General features: G+C 56.7%; 20 protein-coding genes. 15 read left to right on the forward strand and 5 right to left on the reverse strand.

The genetic code is table 11. The annotated features are described in order from the left end of the window. Window positions 1–72 precede the first annotated feature (72 nt). From IB254_RS09730 to IB254_RS09760, 7 genes are all read left to right on the forward strand, one after another. Window positions 73–642, forward strand: coding sequence for an electron transport complex protein RnfA (locus tag IB254_RS09730; RefSeq protein WP_192417147.1), 570 nt, complete (start codon window positions 73–75; stop codon window positions 640–642). After that, window positions 639–1,859 (forward strand): electron transport complex subunit RsxB, encoded by a 1,221-nt coding sequence (gene rsxB, locus IB254_RS09735; RefSeq protein ID WP_192417148.1) that lies wholly within the window; start codon window positions 639–641, stop codon window positions 1,857–1,859. The genes IB254_RS09730 and rsxB overlap by 4 nt, the downstream gene beginning before the upstream one ends. Further along, window positions 1,846–2,835, forward strand: coding sequence for an RnfABCDGE type electron transport complex subunit D (locus IB254_RS09740; protein WP_192417149.1), 990 nt, complete (start codon window positions 1,846–1,848; stop codon window positions 2,833–2,835). Before rsxB ends, IB254_RS09740 begins: the two co-directional genes overlap by 14 nt. Then, entirely contained in the window at window positions 2,832–3,443 is a 612-nt protein-coding gene (locus IB254_RS09745) for an RnfABCDGE type electron transport complex subunit G (RefSeq protein WP_192417150.1), read from the forward strand. The genes IB254_RS09740 and IB254_RS09745 overlap by 4 nt, the downstream gene beginning before the upstream one ends. After that, window positions 3,436–3,945 carry an Rnf-Nqr domain containing protein gene (locus tag IB254_RS09750; protein ID WP_192417151.1) on the forward strand — a complete coding sequence of 170 codons (510 nt, stop codon included), beginning with the start codon at window positions 3,436–3,438 and terminating at the stop codon, window positions 3,943–3,945. The genes IB254_RS09745 and IB254_RS09750 overlap by 8 nt, the downstream gene beginning before the upstream one ends. A 25-nt stretch (window positions 3,946–3,970) precedes the next feature. Further along, a complete protein-coding gene (nth, locus tag IB254_RS09755) occupies window positions 3,971–4,609 on the forward strand; it encodes an endonuclease III (RefSeq protein ID WP_008032146.1) in 639 nt (212 codons plus the stop codon). Between the two features lie 107 nt (window positions 4,610–4,716). Then, complete coding sequence (locus IB254_RS09760; RefSeq protein ID WP_007898493.1) at window positions 4,717–4,896, forward strand: PA3496 family putative envelope integrity protein; 180 nt, start codon at window positions 4,717–4,719, stop codon at window positions 4,894–4,896. A 90-nt stretch (window positions 4,897–4,986) separates the two neighbouring features. Here IB254_RS09760 and IB254_RS09765 read toward each other — a convergent pair whose 3' ends face one another. Continuing rightward, complete coding sequence (locus IB254_RS09765; protein WP_008032148.1) at window positions 4,987–5,613, reverse strand: response regulator transcription factor; 627 nt, start codon at window positions 5,611–5,613, stop codon at window positions 4,987–4,989. 487 nt (window positions 5,614–6,100) lie between these two features. Between IB254_RS09765 and IB254_RS09770 the strand changes: the two genes are divergently transcribed. Then, window positions 6,101–6,736: a hypothetical protein gene (locus IB254_RS09770; protein ID WP_192417152.1), complete on the forward strand. Its 636-nt coding sequence runs from the start codon at window positions 6,101–6,103 to the stop codon at window positions 6,734–6,736. A 138-nt stretch (window positions 6,737–6,874) separates the two neighbouring features. Here IB254_RS09770 and IB254_RS09775 read toward each other — a convergent pair whose 3' ends face one another. Together IB254_RS09775 and IB254_RS09780 are read right to left on the reverse strand one after the other, a co-directional pair. Continuing rightward, window positions 6,875–8,092, reverse strand: a complete 1,218-nt coding sequence (locus tag IB254_RS09775) for an argininosuccinate synthase (protein WP_008032151.1) — start codon at window positions 8,090–8,092, stop codon at window positions 6,875–6,877. 129 nt (window positions 8,093–8,221) lie between these two features. Continuing rightward, window positions 8,222–9,130: a flagellar protein MotY gene (locus IB254_RS09780; RefSeq protein WP_192417153.1), complete on the reverse strand. Its 909-nt coding sequence runs from the start codon at window positions 9,128–9,130 to the stop codon at window positions 8,222–8,224. Window positions 9,131–9,289: 159 nt separating this feature from the next. On the opposite strand from IB254_RS09780, the gene pyrC reads away from it, so the two are divergent. Next, window positions 9,290–10,336: a dihydroorotase gene (pyrC, locus tag IB254_RS09785; RefSeq protein WP_008036439.1), complete on the forward strand. Its 1,047-nt coding sequence runs from the start codon at window positions 9,290–9,292 to the stop codon at window positions 10,334–10,336. Continuing rightward, window positions 10,333–11,010 carry a ribonuclease T gene (gene rnt, locus IB254_RS09790; RefSeq protein WP_008036438.1) on the forward strand — a complete coding sequence of 226 codons (678 nt, stop codon included), beginning with the start codon at window positions 10,333–10,335 and terminating at the stop codon, window positions 11,008–11,010. The genes pyrC and rnt overlap by 4 nt, the downstream gene beginning before the upstream one ends. 165 nt (window positions 11,011–11,175) lie before the next feature. On the opposite strand, the gene IB254_RS09795 is transcribed toward rnt, so the two are convergent. Then, window positions 11,176–11,778, reverse strand: coding sequence for a peroxiredoxin (locus IB254_RS09795; protein ID WP_064679479.1), 603 nt, complete (start codon window positions 11,776–11,778; stop codon window positions 11,176–11,178). A gap of 312 nt (window positions 11,779–12,090) precedes the next feature. On the opposite strand from IB254_RS09795, the gene IB254_RS09800 reads away from it, so the two are divergent. Next, window positions 12,091–12,309 carry a bacterioferritin-associated ferredoxin gene (locus IB254_RS09800; protein ID WP_008032160.1) on the forward strand — a complete coding sequence of 73 codons (219 nt, stop codon included), beginning with the start codon at window positions 12,091–12,093 and terminating at the stop codon, window positions 12,307–12,309. 129 nt (window positions 12,310–12,438) lie between these two features. On the opposite strand, the gene IB254_RS09805 is transcribed toward IB254_RS09800, so the two are convergent. Beyond that, on the reverse strand, window positions 12,439–12,615 hold the full coding sequence (locus IB254_RS09805; protein ID WP_192417154.1) for a hypothetical protein: 177 nt from the start codon (window positions 12,613–12,615) through the stop codon (window positions 12,439–12,441). A gap of 213 nt (window positions 12,616–12,828) precedes the next feature. Here IB254_RS09805 and IB254_RS09810 point away from each other — a divergent pair, with 213 nt between their 5' ends. From IB254_RS09810 to bfr, 4 genes are all read left to right on the forward strand, one after another. Beyond that, window positions 12,829–13,224, forward strand: coding sequence for a hypothetical protein (locus IB254_RS09810; protein WP_225602302.1), 396 nt, complete (start codon window positions 12,829–12,831; stop codon window positions 13,222–13,224). 4 nt (window positions 13,225–13,228) lie between these two features. After that, window positions 13,229–14,686, forward strand: coding sequence for a UbiA family prenyltransferase (locus IB254_RS09815; RefSeq protein WP_192417155.1), 1,458 nt, complete (start codon window positions 13,229–13,231; stop codon window positions 14,684–14,686). Then, on the forward strand, window positions 14,680–15,921 hold the full coding sequence (locus IB254_RS09820; protein WP_192417156.1) for an ArnT family glycosyltransferase: 1,242 nt from the start codon (window positions 14,680–14,682) through the stop codon (window positions 15,919–15,921). The genes IB254_RS09815 and IB254_RS09820 overlap by 7 nt, the downstream gene beginning before the upstream one ends. A 107-nt stretch (window positions 15,922–16,028) precedes the next feature. After that, window positions 16,029–16,505, forward strand: coding sequence for a bacterioferritin (gene bfr / locus IB254_RS09825; protein WP_008032161.1), 477 nt, complete (start codon window positions 16,029–16,031; stop codon window positions 16,503–16,505). Window positions 16,506–16,546: the final 41 nt, after the last annotated feature.

Below are 16,546 nucleotides of genomic sequence, written 5' to 3' on the forward strand. Positions count from 1 at the left end.
TCTGGCCCCCCCTCCTTCCTTGCCGGATAATGCCTAACCTTGTTAGCAAGGCTTCTTTCTTCCGGCACGATCATGACCGAGATGCTTCTTACGCTTATCAGCGCTGCCCTGATCAACAACGTCGTGTTGCACTGGCCGCTGGGCGTCGATCCGCTGCTGGGCTCCGAGCGCCGTCAGGTGCATGCGCTGGGCATTGCGACGACGTGCCTGATGCTGATCGTCGGAATGCTCGGCTACGCGCTCTATTACTGGCTGCTGGCGCCGCTGGAGCTGACTTCGCTGCGTTTGTTCGCGTTTCTGCCGCTGAGCGTGTTGTTGATCACACCGCTGCTGAAGCTGCTGCCGAAAGTGTTTTCGACGCTTTCGTTCGAAGGGCTCTGGCCGCTGCTGCTCGGCAATGCCGGCGTGCTTGGTCTGGCGCTGATCAACGCCCAGGAAAACCACGGTTTTTTCCACGCCACAGCCCTGAGCCTCGGCGCCGGGCTGGGGTTCTGGCTGGTGCTGAGTCTGTTCAGCGACTTGCGCCAGCGCACCCTCGATAACGATGTTCCCCTGCCCTTTCGCGGCCTGCCGATCGACCTGATCGGCGCCGGACTGATCGCAGTGGCTTTTCTCGGTTTCAGCGGACTGATCAAAACATGAGTCTGATTCAACGCATCGACGCCCTCTTGCCGCAGACCCAGTGCGGCAAATGTGGTCACCCCGGATGCAAGCCGTACGCAGAAGGCATCGCCAGCGGCGAGCCGATCAACAAATGCCCGCCCGGCGGCAGCGAAACCATCGCGGCCCTGGCTGAGTTGCTGAAAGTGCCGGTGCTGGAGCTGGACGTCAGTCGCGGTTCGGCCCCGGCGCAAATCGCCTACATCCGCGAAGCCGAGTGCATCGGTTGCACCAAGTGCATTCAGGCGTGCCCGGTAGACGCCATCGTCGGCGCAGCGAAATTGATGCACACGGTGATCATCGACGAATGCACCGGTTGCGACCTTTGCGTGGCTCCTTGCCCGGTGGACTGCATCGAAATGCGGCCGTTGCCGCTGGCCACGGTGTTGCCGATTGTCGGCGGCCTGGCGTTCAGCCCTGAAGAACAACAGGCGCGTACCGCCAAACGCAATCACGCCCGGCGTCGCTTTGAACAGCGCAACGCCCGCTTGCACCGCGAAGAAGAACAGAAACTCGCCGAACGTCAGGCCCGGGCACATCGCGCCGCGCAACAGCAGCACAGTGAAGTGACAACGCTCGACCCGGTTCAAGCCGCGCTGGAGAGAGTTCGTGCGCAGAAAGCGGCCAATGCCGATGCGGCGTTGAAGAAAGCCAAAATCGATCTGGCGATGAGCCGCGCACAACTGAACAAATCGCTCAAGGCGTTCGGCCATCCGCCGACCTTCGAACAGCAGTCGCAACTGATCGTCCTGCAACAGCAATTCGACGCCGCTGAACACGCCTTGGCGCAGTTGGAAAACAGCGCACCACCCGCCGCTGCGCCGGCGGCGCCAGTGAAGGACGCGGATCTGAAGCGGGCGAAAATACGGTTGGCCATGCGCCGCGCCGAACTCAAGAAAGCACAAACCAGTGACGCGCCGGCCGAGCAAATCGAAGCCCTGGAGCATGCACTCGGCGACGCTGAAAAAGCCCTGCACGCGGCAGAAACTGCAAGCGAGCAGCCTTTACCTGACCTGGCGCGTATAGAAAAACGCCCCATCGACAGCCAGCTTCGACAGCTGAAAACCGAATTGGCCTACGCTCGCGCCGATGTCAGCAAACTCGAACGTCGCACTGACACCCCCGCCGAGGTAATGGACAAGGCACGCGCCCGCCTGCAAGAAGCCGAGCGTCAGGTGGATGCCTATGTCACCCCTTGAATCGGTCGACGAGCGCCTTCAGCAGGCCATGAAGCTGGTGTTGCTGGCCACCGTGCCGGGAATGCTGGTGCTGTTCTGGTTGTATGGCTGGGGCGTGTTGATCAATTTGATCCTGGCCGGCGTTACCGCGCTGGCCGTTGAAGCGGCAGTGTTATGGCTGCGCAAACGCCAGATCAAACCGACCTTGAGCGATGGCAGCGCGCTGGTCAGTGCGACGTTGCTGGCCCTGGCTTTGCCGCCGTATTGCCCATGGTGGCTGACGGTCTGCGCCGCGGCATTCGCACTGCTCGGCAAACAACTGTATGGCGGCGTGGGGAAAAACCCGTTCAACCCGGCGATGCTTGGTTTCGCTTTGGTGCTGGTGACCTTTCCCCAACCAATGACTCACTGGCCTTCGTCCCACGGCATGGACCTGCTCGGTGGTCTGCAGCAAGTGTTCGGTTTCAGCCTCAGCCAGACGCCGGATGCGTGGGTCCAGGCCACGGCGCTGGACAGCTTGCGAATCAACAAAAGCCTGACCATGGACGAACTCTTCGCCAGCAATCCGGCGTTCGGTCACTTCGGCGCGCGCGGCGTGGAATGGGTCAACCTGGCGTTTCTGGCGGGCGGTTTGTTTCTGCTGCAACGGCAGGTGTTCAGCTGGCATGCGCCGGTGGGCATGCTTGCCAGCCTGTTCGTCATCAGCCTGCTGTGCTGGAACGGCTCGGGCTCCGACTCCCATGGTTCCCCCCTGTTTCATCTGCTCACGGGCGCGAGCATGCTGGGCGCATTCTTTATCGTCACGGAGCCGGTGTCCGGCGCAAAAATCCCTGGCGCCCGACTGCTGTTCGGTGCGGGCGTGGGATTGCTGACGTACCTGATTCGCACTTGGGGCGGCTATCCGGACGGCGTTGCGTTTGCAGTGTTGTTGATGAATCTTTGCGTGCCAGCGCTGGAGCGGTTTGTCGCGTCCAGGCAGGAGCAGCTTTCGCCATGAGCCGAACGTCGAGCGTTGTGATTCTGCTGTTGCTGGCAAGCCTGGGGATTGGCGCGACCTACCTTGTGCAGTACAGCAGCGCGCCACGTATCGCAGCCGAACAACGACGGATCGACAGCCGTAATCTGCTCGACTTGCTGCCTTCCGACAGTTACGACAATCAACCGCTGGAGCAGCCGCTGCAACTCGGCAACCTGGCGTTGACCAACAGCACCTTGCTGGGCGGCTACCTCGCGACCAAGGCCGGCCAACCCGTTGCGGTCCTGCTGCGCAGCCAGACGATCGGGTATGCGGGCGCCATAGACTTGCTGATCGCCATTGACGCGAACGGCAAGTTGCTGGGGATCAAGACCCTGAAACAATCGGAAACCCCGGGCCTGGGGGCGCGTATCGCCGACTGGCCCAATACCTGGCTTCAGGCGTTCACTGGCAAATCCTTGAATGAACCCGCCGACAGCGATTGGGCGTTGAAAAAAGATCAGGGTCAATTTGATCAAATCGCTGGCGCGACCATTACCTCCAGAGGCGTGATCAATGCGATCCACGAGGCTCTGCGCTACTTCGATGAACACTCGCGCCAGCTGATCGGGAGCGGCCGCCATGAATAAGTCCGCGAATTTACAGAACTCGCTAATGCTCGCGCCGCTGATCGGCGCCACTGACTCGTTAGTGACCGCACTGGGTGTGTGGTTGATGTTCATCGTGGTGATCAGTGCGTTTGGTGCGAGCATGGCTGCCTTGCGATCCCGACTGATCCCGGCGTCCCGCTTGCTCGCAGGCGTCCTGCTGGCGGCCACGCTGACCGGTTGCGCAGAGCTCGCCGCGCAGGTCTGGTCACTTCAATGGCACCAGCATTCGGGGTTTTATGCAGCACTGATCGCTTTGCAGTGCGTCGTGTTGGAACATACCGGTTTTTTCCAGAGTACATGGCGTGAACGCCTGCGCCTGTGTGTCCTGTTCGGCGCGCTGATGGTCGGCTTGGGCCTGCTGCGCGAACTCCTCGGCGACGCAGGCTTGCGCCTGGCCACGTTGGCACCTGGCGGATTCATTCTGCTGAGCCTGCTGATCGCCGCCTGGCAAGCCAGGCCCCGCCCGACTCCCTCACATTGATCGCTTTCGAGGAAACGCACTGCCCATGAATGCCGCAAAACGTCTGGAAATTTTCCGCAGGCTGCATGAAGACAACCCGGAGCCGAAGACCGAACTGGCCTACTCCTCGCCATTCGAATTGCTGATCTCGGTAATTCTCTCGGCACAATCGACCGATGTCGGCGTCAATAAAGCCACCGCCAAGCTCTACCCGGTGGCCAATACACCGCAGGCGATTTACGCGCTGGGCGTGGAAGGTCTGTCCGAGTACATCAAGACCATCGGCCTGTTCAACAGCAAGGCAAAAAACGTGATCGAGACCTGCCGCTTGCTGGTGGAACGCCATGGCGGGGAAGTGCCGCAGACCCGTGAAGAGCTGGAAGCGTTGCCCGGTGTCGGCCGCAAGACTGCCAACGTGGTGCTCAATACTGCTTTCCGCCAACTGACCATGGCCGTGGACACGCATATTTTCCGGGTCAGCAATCGTACTGGCATCGCTCCCGGCAAGAATGTGGTCGAGGTCGAGAAAAAACTGATGAAGTTCGTGCCGAAGGAATATCTGCTCGATTCCCATCACTGGCTGATTCTTCATGGGCGCTACGTTTGCCTGGCTCGCAAGCCTCGCTGCGGCAGTTGCCGGATAGAAGACCTGTGCGAATACAAGCACAAGACTTCGGACGATTGAGGCGCTATTAGGTTTTTTGATTTATCGATTGAAAAAATCTTTTTTACCCGCGAGGCGATTATCGATATAAGGAGCGCCAAAGGCAGTCTTAGCCTGGAGTTAACCTTATGAGCACTGGCAAAGAGCAATTGGACGTAGAAGACGACTTCACACCCGTTGAGGCCGATGACGCGGAACCGGTGGTTGAAGTGGCAAAGACCAACCTGAGCAAACGCCGCACCATCGACAATCTGCTGGAGGAGCGCCGACTGCAAAAGCAATTGGCCGATTACGATTTTGACCTATGACACCTGAAAGCCTCCCGAAACGGAGGCTTTTTACTAGGTGCGAAACCTTGAAAACGCCCACTCTTTACGCCCCGTCAAGCACTGGCCCAGTCATACCAACCCATTGCGTTGAGCCAGTTCGATCAGGTCAACCAGGGACCGCGCATTGAGTTTCAACAACAGCCGCGTCTTGTAAGTACTGACGGTTTTATTGCTGAGGAACATTCCATCGGCAATTTCCTTGTTGGTCTTGCCGCGAGCCAACTGCTGCAAGACCATCATCTCCCGCCCCGAAAGACGATCCACCATATCGGCTTCACTGGCATTCCCCAGACTGGAGCGCACGGTATGCAAGGCTTGATTGGGAAAGTAACTGTAGCCCGACAATACAGCCTTTATTGCACTGAGCAACTCAGTGAGGTCCTGTTGTTTGCAAACATATCCTGCGGCACCGGATTGCATGCAACGCATCGAAAAATGCCCGGGAGCCTGTGAAGTTAATATCAGTACTTTCATTGGCATCGCTGCCGATGCCAGACGTGCAATGACTTCCAGTCCATCCAGTTTGGGTATTCCAATATCCAGGATGACAATATCCGGCATATGTTCACGAGCTAGTTGCAATGCATCCACACCATTATCTGTTTCTGCAATGACTTCGTAGCCATGACGCTCCATCAGCATACGTACCGCAAGACGAATGACGGGGTGATCATCCACGATCAGCACTTTATTCATGGGCAAGTCCAATTTTCGCTGTTCGAATTTTTAGAGCCCGCACAATAGCCTAGTCGTTTCACCCATGGCATGCCGCTCCCCCCGGCCACCCACACCGAGAGACATTCCCTACAAACAATGCGGAATAATCTTACAAAAAATCTTGAAACACAGCGCGCCAGAAACTTTATCTGTCTCATGATATTTCAGCATTCAACAGTTTTTTGTTTCTATTTACAACCAACACGCCACACAACAACAGATGACCAAGATGATCCGACACACGCCGACGATTAGTCTACCCTTGTAGGGTAATTGATATTTTTCGGCCTGCCCATCACACCAGAAACATCAAACACAAAACCTTACATCAAAAGTCAATTAACAATAAACGAATAGCAAAACAGATATATCCGAACTATAAATCCATCGCTACCATATAAACTCAACACCCTAACAACCACCAACTAACACAACGAGAAAAGACGAACTAATATGAGTAAAAAATATGATAAAACTCAAACAACGAATCACCAACCCCATGACAGTCATCGCGATATTCGCAACACTGTCTGAAACATCGGCCGCCATCTCTCTGCCCTTCCTCGATGACGAAGATAAAGAGATCTACATCTGGTTTTTGATCAGCTTTCCCTTTTATTTGCTTTTTCTTTTCTTCGCCACCCTTAACTTCAATTATCGATCGCTTTACGCGCCTTCCGACTTTGAAAAGGGAAAGCATTTCATAAAGGTGATGGACAACGCAGAGCGTTCAGGTAACGCGCAAGGTCCGCCCGACGAGATCGGCTTACAGCCAAGTCTCTCGGCTCAGTACCCTATTCGGCTGCCTGAGTCACTCAAGGATCTGCACATCATTGATGCGCGGTGGATGAACAAAAAAAATGAGTTCCGCGCCCTTCTGGAAAAGCTTCGCCAGCCCAAGGGGAATCCGGCACACGTTGTCGTGTTTCTCGTTGTTGGCGAATCGGAGACGTTACTGAAAGAAAGCGCACTCAAGTTTTGCCGAAACGCAAAAAAACGCAGCGGCGCAACGTTCTGTATTGCTTACAATTTGAGTTCACGTGACGTGACGGTCATTGATCAATATTGCCGGGCTGACACACAGCAGGCAGTCGCTCTTTAGGATCAATGGGGGGGCGGGCAGGAAGGTATTTAAAACAACAAGAATGTTGAATCGCAATGTCAGACAGAAAATCCCTGTTTTCAAATGTGTGGCCTTGTCCTGGACAAGGCCACACATTCCATCAGCGTGTCAAAGATCTCAGAACAGCTTGCGACCTTTGTTTGCCGCGATACGCATGCGCAGCGCGTTGAGCTTGATGAAGCCCGCCGCGTCGGCCTGGTTGTAGGCGCCGCCATCTTCCTCGAAGGTCGCGATGTTGGCATCGAACAACGATTCGTCGGACTTGCGGCCAGTGACGATCACGTTGCCCTTGTACAGCTTCAGGCGCACGACGCCGTTCACGTGAGCCTGGGACGCATCGATCATCTGTTGCAGCATCAGACGCTCAGGGCTCCACCAGTAACCGGTGTAGATCAGGCTGGCGTATTTAGGCATCAGCTCGTCTTTGAGGTGAGCCACTTCGCGGTCCAGCGTGATCGATTCGATCGCACGGTGGGCGCGCAGCATGATGGTGCCGCCAGGGGTTTCGTAGCAGCCACGGGACTTCATGCCCACGTAACGGTTCTCGACGATGTCGAGACGGCCGATACCGTGTTCGCCACCGATACGGTTCAGAGTCGCCAGCACGGTGGCCGGAGTCATTTCGACGCCGTCCAGTGCAACGATGTCGCCGTTGCGGTAGGTCAGTTCCAGGTACTGCGCCTTGTCTGGAGCCTTCTCCGGGGAGACGGTCCATTTCCACATGTCTTCTTCGTGCTCGGTCCAGGTGTCTTCCAGCACGCCGCCTTCATAGGAGATGTGCAGCAGGTTGGCATCCATCGAGTACGGGGATTTTTTCTTGCCATGACGCTCGATCGGGATCGCGTGCTTTTCAGCGTAATCCATCAGCTTTTCACGGGAGAGCAGGTCCCATTCGCGCCACGGAGCGATCACTTTCACACCTGGCTTCAAGGCATAAGCGCCCAGTTCGAAACGAACCTGGTCGTTACCCTTGCCGGTGGCACCGTGGGAAATGGCGTCAGCGCCGGTTTCGTTGGCGATTTCGATCAGGCGTTTGGCGATCAACGGACGAGCGATGGAAGTACCCAGCAGGTACTCGCCTTCGTAAACGGTGTTGGCGCGGAACATCGGGAATACGAAGTCACGCACGAATTCTTCGCGCAGATCGTCGATGTAGATTTCTTTTACGCCCATGGCCTGAGCCTTGGCGCGAGCCGGCTCGACCTCTTCGCCCTGACCCAGGTCAGCGGTAAAGGTCACCACTTCACAGTTATAAGTATCCTGCAGCCACTTGAGGATCACCGAAGTGTCCAGGCCGCCGGAATACGCCAGAACGACCTTGTTTACGTCCGCCATGCCATCACTCCACGGGGTTCTACGGAAAGCCGTCAAGTCTACCGGTCATGCAGGATAATTTACAGAGGCGCGACAGCTTATGACGACGAAGCGACAGATTATGTCGAGCGGGCGACGATGACAGCCGGTTCAGTATGTCTTCGCGGGGCTCGCCGATGCGGTTGTCTGAGACGCCGGCTGCTCGGTGGGTGCGACCCGCGCCAGGTGCACATTGACCCGACGGTTCTTCGCCCGATTGGCGGCATTGGTGTTGGGTGCCAACGGATAACGCTCGCCGTGAAAACGCACGGTGATCTGCGATTCCTGAAAACCGTTGGCCTTGAAGAACTCCATGACCGCCAGGGCCCGACGCCGCGACAGGTCACGATTGGCCAGGCGATTGCCACTGTTGTCGGAGTGGCCGTCGAGTTCGATGTGATTGACCGTCGGATCGGCCTTCATGAACTCCAGCATGACCTGCAACTGAGCCTTGGCCTGTGCGTCGAGATCCAGGCCGTCGCCGGGAAAGCCGATCTGCGTTTGTTTGACTTGCTCGAAATTCTTCGGCAGCAGCTTCGCCACACAGCTTTGATAATCGTTGAACGCCTTGCTGAACTTGACCGGCAACAACCGCACTTCCGACACCCGGCCATCGCCCGAATAATGTCGAACGACCGGGCTGCGCCCATCCATCAGGCCACTGATCAAGCGTCCGGCCTGAACTTGCGAACTGTTGAACAGCACATTGCCGCTGCCAATCCGCACGGAGCCCAGATTGATGTCGCCCCGCCCCGGCTGCCAGGGCGCTGCGGCTGCCAGCAGGGTCGCCGAGCCGCCGCCGACCATCGAGTTATAGGCTTTCAGACGAAACGTCGCCTGCTCGCCGGCGCGGCGCACGAACTCACCCGAACCGAAATCGGTGATCGGCTGAGTCAGGCGGCACTCGAACTTGTCCCCTTCGACCGTCCACTCGATGCTCTCCAGACGGGTCTGGAAAGTGAGCGCCATCGCGGGAAGGCTGGCAAACACGCTGAGCAAGGCTAAATAACGCTGGCGCACGGGAGGCTCCACTGGCTTCTACAACAAAAAGACCGACACACACATGTTTACGGCATACCTGTTGGATATCGGAAGCTTCCTGCAAAACTTGATAGCGAGTGCCTGAGAGAGTCTTTTCCGGTAGCATTCCCTTCAGTTTGACCCGCCTGGAATCCCCTCATGTCCGACCGCCTGACCCTGCTGCGTCCCGACGACTGGCATATTCATCTTCGCGATGGTGCCGTGTTGACCAATACCGTTGCGGATGTCGCGCGCACCTTTGGTCGCGCCATCATCATGCCCAACCTGGTACCTCCGGTGCGCAACGCCGCTGAAGCCGACGGCTATCGCCAGCGGATTCTCGCTGCACGTCCGGCTGGCAGCCGTTTCGAACCGTTGATGGTCCTTTACCTGACCGACCGCACCCAGCCCGAAGAAATTCGTGAGGCCAAGGCCAGCGGGTTCATTCATGCCGCCAAGTTGTATCCGGCCGGCGCGACCACCAACTCGGACTCTGGCGTCACCAGCATCGACAAGATCTTCCCTGCGCTTGAGGCCATGGCCGAAGTCGGGATGCCTTTGTTGGTTCACGGTGAAGTCACCCGTGGCGATGTCGACGTGTTCGACCGCGAAAAAATCTTCATCGATGAGCACATGCGTCGAGTGGTCGAGCGTTTCCCGACGCTCAAAGTGGTGTTCGAACACATCACCACCGCGGACGCCGTGCAGTTCGTCAACGAGGCTTCGGCCAACGTTGGGGCGACCATCACCGCGCATCACCTCTTGTACAACCGCAACCACATGCTGGTGGGCGGGATTCGGCCGCACTTCTATTGCCTGCCGATCCTCAAGCGCAATACGCACCAGGAAGCCCTGCTCGACGCCGCCACCAGCGGCAGCGAAAAGTTCTTCCTCGGCACCGACTCGGCGCCTCACGCCCAGCATGCCAAAGAAGCCGCGTGCGGCTGTGCCGGTTGCTACACCGCTTATGCAGCGATCGAGATGTACGCCGAAGCGTTCGAACAACGTAACGCACTGGACAAGCTCGAAGCCTTCGCCAGCCTCAACGGCCCGCGCTTCTATGGCCTGCCGGTGAACACCGATCGCATTACTCTGGTCCGCGACGAGTGGACCGCCCCAACCAGCCTGCCATTTGGCGAGCTGACCGTTATCCCGCTGCGCGCCGGTGAAAAACTGCGCTGGCGCCTGCTGGAGGAACACGCGTGAGTGAAGACCATTACGACGACGAACAGGACGGTCAAGGCGGCGGAGGTGGTCCACGCCACCCGATGGCAGCTCGATTCCGTGGATACCTGCCAGTCGTTGTCGACGTTGAAACCGGTGGTTTCAACTCTGCCACTGACGCTTTGCTGGAAATAGCCGCTACCACGATCGCCATGGACGAGAAGGGTTTTGTCTACCCTGACCACACCTACTTCTTCCGCGTCGAGCCTTTTGAAGGCGCCAACATCGAAGCGGCCGCGCTGGAGTTCACCGGGATCAAACTCGATCACCCGCTGCGCATGGCGGTGAGTGAAGAAGCGGCGCTGACCGATATCTTCCGTGGCATCCGCAAGGCGTTGAAAGCCAACGGCTGCAAGCGGGCGATTCTGGTCGGGCACAACAGCAGCTTCGATCTGGGCTTCCTGAATGCGGCGGTTGCGCGCCTGGACATGAAGCGCAATCCGTTTCATCCGTTCTCCAGCTTCGACACGGCCACCCTGGCCGGTCTGGCGTACGGTCAGACGGTGCTGGCGAAAGCCTGTCAGGCCGCCGATATCGACTTCGACGGTCGCGAGGCTCACTCGGCTCGCTACGACACCGAGAAGACGGCCGAGCTGTTCTGCGGCATCGTCAATCGCTGGAAACAGATGGGCGGCTGGGAAGACTACAACGACTGATCGGCTTTTCGTAGGAGCCGGCTTGCTGGCGATTCAGCCACCGTGGTTTGTCTGATTACCGAGGTGCCTGGATCGCCAGCAAGCCGGCTCCTACAGGAATCACCGCTTCTCCGCCCATAAAAAAACCGGCCTCAACGGCCGGTTTTTTTGTGCCTCGAATGCGCCTTACAGGGCAGCAGCATTCTCGGTCAGGTAAGCCGCGACGCCTTCGGTCGAAGCGGTCATGCCTTTGTCGCCTTTTTTCCAGTTGGCAGGGCAAACTTCGCCGTGCTCTTCGTGGAATTGCAGAGCGTCGACCAGACGGATCAGCTCTTCGATGTTACGGCCCAGCGGCAGGTCGTTGATGATCTGCGAACGGACAACGCCTTTGTCGTCGATCAGGAACGCGCCACGGAAAGCCACGCCGCCTTCGGATTCAACATCGTAGGCCTTGGCGATTTCGTGCTTCAGGTCGGCTGCCATGGTGTAGCGAACTTCGCCGATGCCGCCATTGTTGACCGGGGTGTTGCGCCACGCGTTGTGGGTGAAGTGCGAGTCGATCGAAACAGCGATCACTTCAACGTTGCGTGCCTTGAAGTCGGACATGCGGTTGTCCAGAGCGATCAGCTCGGATGGGCAAACGAAGGTGAAGTCCAACGGGTAGAAGAACACCAGGCCGTATTTGCCTTTGATGGCCGACGACAGGGTGAAGCTGTCGACGATTTCGCCATTGCCGAGTACGGCCGGTACGGTGAAGTCAGGGGCTTGCTTGCCTACGAGTACGCTCATTGAATATCTCCTGGTGTAAAAACGTGAAGTTCCGGGTTTGCGCCAGCCTGCCACCCTCAGGCGACAGCCCTGTGACACCCACCCGCTTCATAAGGACCGGCCATCATACACTGCGTTTTTGAGCTGTCCTCAACGGATTTTCACCGACAGGCCAAATTCCCGGCGACACGCTTACTGGCAGATTGCCCGAGGAAAACCGTTCGTCAGTCACCCTCGCTTATAACGCAAAGCTTTCAGAAACCACTTTGACAATCATTCTCGTTAACATTAAGATCCATCGCAATTGAGTCATAACCAGCGACGGTTTCAGTTATGTATGTCTGCCTCTGCACTGGCGTCACCGACGGACAAATCCGCGAAGCAATCTATGAAGGTTGCTGCAGCTACAAGGAAGTCCGCCAAGCTACCGGCGTAGCCAGCCAATGCGGCAAATGCGCCTGCCTTGCCAAGGAAGTGGTGCGTGAAACCCTGACCAAATTGCAAACAGCCCAGGCTGCGATTCCTTTCCCGGTAGAATTTACTGCCGCGTAAATACCCCATTCCAAAGAACCGGACTTCATGTCCGCCTATATTTAGCTTTATATTTTAAAGAATTCTATACAAAACAAGGGCTTGCAGCGATGCAGGCCCTTGTCGTTTCTGGTCGTGGTTACTCATGGGTTACGCTGGCACTTCATGCAAACGTACGATATTCGGTTGCCCTCGGTGTTCGGCCTGCCACAAGTCATAGGCTGCCTTCATGGCCAGCCACTGGCGGCCGGTGCTTATACCGGCGAGTTCCAAGCGCAGCGCCAGGTCAGCAGAAATCGCTGCATGACCGTTGAGCACGGTGGCCACGCGAATAGCGTCCCCGCTTTCGACTTTGCTGACATTTCTCGCTCTCCTTCTCCTTGCTCAAGGGCCGACCAAAGTTGTTTGGCTACTGGGAGCTAAAATTTCCTGTTCCCTCCTGCTTTGATGTTCCGGCCGAGAGAGTTTCCTGCCGAATTGACGCAATCCAATGTCACTGCTACACAAATAGCATGCGACACAAACTCGGGGGAGGGCGCTTTGTTAAATCTCAGCCTGGTAAAAAACGTTTATGCGCTCATCCTGATTAGCGTCACGATATCCGCCTTTGCGCAGATCGCCCTCAAGGCCGGCATGGACTCCCCTTCCGTCCAGAAGGTGACCGCAGAAGGAGGGGCACGAGTATCAGCATTGCTCGATATTGCCCTCAACCCCCTAATATTGCTCGGCCTTTTCCTGTATTTCAGCAGTGCGGCGGTCTGGCTGATGGTGCTATCCAAGGTGCAGGTCAGTTTCGCCTATCCGTTCGTGGCACTGGGCTTTGTGCTAACGGCCGTGCTCGGCCGCCTCGTCTTCAATGACACCTTCTCCGCAGCCAAGGTCATCGGCACATTGCTGATCATGAGCGGGGTTGTCGTGATGGCGAGGGGGGCGTGACGTCATGACGAACATGAACGAAATCGATGACGCGCCGATTCCGCTTTGCGTGGATCTGGATGGCACACTGGTGCGCACCGACATGCTGCTCGAAACATTTCTGTTGCTTGCAAAGACCTCGCCTCTCTCGCTCGCCTCCCTGCCGGGCTGGCTCATGAAGGGCAAGGCGAGCCTCAAGCACCGCATCGCCGAGCGAGTAACGATCGATGCAGCTAGCCTCCCCTATCGCACCGATGTGCTAGTCCTGATCGAAACCGCCCGCGCAGCGCAGCGCCCTATCATTCTTGCCACGGCATCATGCGCTTGCGTCGCCAATGGTATTACGGACCATCTGGGCCTCTTCGACGAGGTACTGTGCAGCGACGAAGGCACCAATCTTTCCTCCCACGCCAAGGCTAGTATGCTCGTCGAACGCTTTGGCGAACGAGGCTTCGACTATATCGGCAACGACAAAGCGGACTTGCCCGTATTCGCACGGGCGCGCCGGGCGTTTCTGGTTTCCTCACAGGACGGCCTGAGGCAAGCGGCGCGGGATAGCAATCACGACATTGATTTTATAGAGGATCCAAGCGGTGGTTTTCGTGTCTGGTGGAGAGCCCTGCGCATTCAGCAGTGGCTGAAGAATCTCCTTGTCTTCGTCCCCCTGCTAGCGGCGCATCAGGTGACGAATCCGCAACTATTGTTCTGGGCGATCCTTGCCTTCATCTCGTTCAGCCTGTGCGCCTCGTCCGTCTATCTGCTGAATGATCTGCTCGACCTGCCCGCAGATCGCAAGCATCACCGCAAGAAGAATCGGCCTTTTGCCGCTGGGACCTTGTCCGTGAAATCGGGCATCGCCGCCATCCCCTTGCTGCTTGGTTCATCCCTGATACTTGCGCTGCAATTGCCGCCACGCTTTCTCGTTGTGCTCGGTGTCTACTATTTTCTGACCGCTGCCTATTCCTTCCTGCTGAAGAAGCAGGTGATCGTCGATGTGATGATACTGGCCAGCCTTTATTCGATTCGTGTCATAGCGGGCGCCGCCGCGACGGATATCAAACCGTCCTTTTGGTTACTCGCTTTTTCCATGTTCATCTTCCTCAGTCTTGCCCTGGTGAAGCGTTACTCGGAGCTGCGGGATACTGCCTTTTCGGTCAAGTCGTTGCCTGGTCGCGGTTATCGTCCTGAAGATCTGCCGGTGGTGCTGGCGCTTGGCTCATCCAGCGGCATGATCAGCGTTCTGATCCTCGCCATGTACACGCAGGCCGAGATTGTGCCCGTCATGTATCCTTCGCACGAATGGTTGTGGTTTGCGCCTTCGCTCATGCTCTATTGGACTGCACGCCTGTGGATGAAGACTGTGCGAGGCGAGGTGGATGAAGACCCCGTGCTCTTCGCGGCGCGGGACTGGCAGAGCATCGTCGTGGTAGCACTGATGGGCTGCACCTTCTTCATGGCAATAAGTGGTCCTTCCTTATGGTGAACACAACATGGCTACTCGCACAGGCCAGCTTCAAGTCAGGTGTCTTGCCCATTCTGATGCTGACTTTTGCGATCCGGTTGATATGGGGACTATTGGTTCCAGTAAGCCCTGTATCGGACGCGAACATGTATCACAGCTTCGCGCAGGAAATCGCCGCAGGCCGAGGCTATGTCTATCCTGGTGGTGAAGCCACGGCTTTCTGGCCTGTTGGCCCGTCCGCCCTTTACGGCGCCTTTTATGCGTTGTTGGGCGTGCATGGCTGGGTAGTCATTCTTGTCAACCTGATTCTCAGCTCTATATCGGTAGCTGGAATCTATCAACTCGGCCTTTTGTATTTTGACAGGACGATCGCACGCATCGCGGCGCTGCTATTCGCCTTCTGGCCCGCATGGATCGCCTTCACCACCGTTCCAAACAGCGAATTGCCTCTCATGACGCTGGTGATCTGGGCTTTTGTGGCTCGTGGTACGGGGAAGTTGCCGCACTGGGCTCGCACCGTTCTGTCGACTGCTCTTCTGGTCGCCGCCGCATTCATGCGGCCGACGGCTCTACCGCTAATTGTTTTGCTACCGCTTCTGGATCAGCCCTTCCGTAAACCGGCGCAAACTGTTCTGCACGTCATTCTGGCGCTGGTCGTCGCAGCAATATTGCTGACTCCTTGGGCAGAGCGTAATCGCGCTTTATTTGGCGAGCCGGTACTTATTTCTGCGAATTTCGGTATCAATCTGTGGATGGGCAATAACCCCCAGGCAAATGGGGCCTATATGTCGGTGCCCGAAATAAATCTCAATACAAAAAACGAAGTAGTCCGCGATAACCATTACAAAGGTCTCGCGCTCGACTTCATTCGCGAAAATCCAGGTCTCTATCTTCGGTTATGCCTGAACCGGGTCGCCCACAGCTTTGATCGCGAAAGCATCGGCATAGCATGGAACCAGAACTCGCTAGCTCCTGCATTGCAACCGATACTCAAGGCTGGCTCTGCCGCCTATTGGTTAGCAATTTTCTCCCTCTCTCTCATTGGCGTCGGAATATTTCTCCGGGAAAATCCTTTGCGTTTTTTCGATCCGCTGGTGGTAACGCCCGCCTTGTTTGCAACCGTGGCTCTGCTGATCGTCGGCCAGGATCGCTATCATATGCCGATGACGCCGTTCATCGCCTTGTTTGCTGCCTTTTTCATCAATCACATCCTGCACCGTCGATCATCTCGATCAGTGCCGGATACTGCTGCTTAGTTATGATTCGTATGTTCATTTAAGTTTCAATAAGTTAGGTTTGACACTCTTAGTTGTGCGGCTCAAACTCCGGTTTATAGACAGCTATTACAGGGCAGGACCCCATCATGAAAGGCGACATTACAGTCATCCAGCATCTCAACAAGATCCTTGCCAATGAGCTGGTCGCGATCAATCAGTATTTTCTGCATGCGCGCATGTATGAAGATTGGGGTCTGAACAAGCTCGGAAAGCACGAATACCACGAGTCCATCGACGAGATGAAACACGCGGACAAGCTGATCAAGCGCATCCTGTTCCTGGAAGGCCTGCCTAACGTGCAGGACCTGGGCAAGCTGCAGATCGGCGAACACACCCAGGAAATGCTTGAGTGCGACCTGCGTATCGAACGCACCGGCCATGCCGACCTGAAAGTCGCGATCGCTCATTGTGAAACCGTTGGCGACTACGGTAGCCGTGAACTGCTCGAAGATATTCTTGAATCCGAAGAAGAACATATCGACTGGCTGGAAACCCAACTGGGCCTGATCGATAAAATCGGTCTTGAGAACTATCTGCAATCGCAGATGGGCGACGACGAGTAAGTTAGCGCCCGTTAGATTCAAGACAATAAAAAGCCCCGCTC

This window comes from Pseudomonas sp. PDM03 (genome assembly GCF_014852385.1).
Taxonomy (GTDB): domain Bacteria; phylum Pseudomonadota; class Gammaproteobacteria; order Pseudomonadales; family Pseudomonadaceae; genus Aquipseudomonas; species Aquipseudomonas migulae.

Excerpts from the sequence above, each read along its gene's own strand:
- IB254_RS09730 (WP_192417147.1), top strand. The coding sequence starts at position 73 with ATGACCGAGATGCTTCTTACGCTTATCAGCGCTGCCCTGATCAACAAC.
- rsxB (WP_192417148.1), top strand. The coding sequence starts at position 639 with ATGAGTCTGATTCAACGCATCGACGCCCTCTTGCCGCAGACCCAGTGC.
- IB254_RS09740 (WP_192417149.1), top strand. The coding sequence starts at position 1,846 with ATGTCACCCCTTGAATCGGTCGACGAGCGCCTTCAGCAGGCCATGAAG.
- IB254_RS09745 (WP_192417150.1), top strand. The coding sequence starts at position 2,832 with ATGAGCCGAACGTCGAGCGTTGTGATTCTGCTGTTGCTGGCAAGCCTG.
- IB254_RS09750 (WP_192417151.1), top strand. The coding sequence starts at position 3,436 with ATGAATAAGTCCGCGAATTTACAGAACTCGCTAATGCTCGCGCCGCTG.
- nth (WP_008032146.1), top strand. The coding sequence starts at position 3,971 with ATGAATGCCGCAAAACGTCTGGAAATTTTCCGCAGGCTGCATGAAGAC.
- IB254_RS09760 (WP_007898493.1), top strand. The coding sequence starts at position 4,717 with ATGAGCACTGGCAAAGAGCAATTGGACGTAGAAGACGACTTCACACCC.
- IB254_RS09765 (WP_008032148.1), bottom strand. The coding sequence starts at position 5,613 with ATGAATAAAGTGCTGATCGTGGATGATCACCCCGTCATTCGTCTTGCG.
- IB254_RS09770 (WP_192417152.1), top strand. The coding sequence starts at position 6,101 with ATGATAAAACTCAAACAACGAATCACCAACCCCATGACAGTCATCGCG.
- IB254_RS09775 (WP_008032151.1), bottom strand. The coding sequence starts at position 8,092 with ATGGCGGACGTAAACAAGGTCGTTCTGGCGTATTCCGGCGGCCTGGAC.
- pyrC (WP_008036439.1), top strand. The coding sequence starts at position 9,290 with ATGTCCGACCGCCTGACCCTGCTGCGTCCCGACGACTGGCATATTCAT.
- IB254_RS09795 (WP_064679479.1), bottom strand. The coding sequence starts at position 11,778 with ATGAGCGTACTCGTAGGCAAGCAAGCCCCTGACTTCACCGTACCGGCC.
- IB254_RS09800 (WP_008032160.1), top strand. The coding sequence starts at position 12,091 with ATGTATGTCTGCCTCTGCACTGGCGTCACCGACGGACAAATCCGCGAA.
- IB254_RS09815 (WP_192417155.1), top strand. The coding sequence starts at position 13,229 with ATGACGAACATGAACGAAATCGATGACGCGCCGATTCCGCTTTGCGTG.
- IB254_RS09820 (WP_192417156.1), top strand. The coding sequence starts at position 14,680 with ATGGTGAACACAACATGGCTACTCGCACAGGCCAGCTTCAAGTCAGGT.
- bfr (WP_008032161.1), top strand. The coding sequence starts at position 16,029 with ATGAAAGGCGACATTACAGTCATCCAGCATCTCAACAAGATCCTTGCC.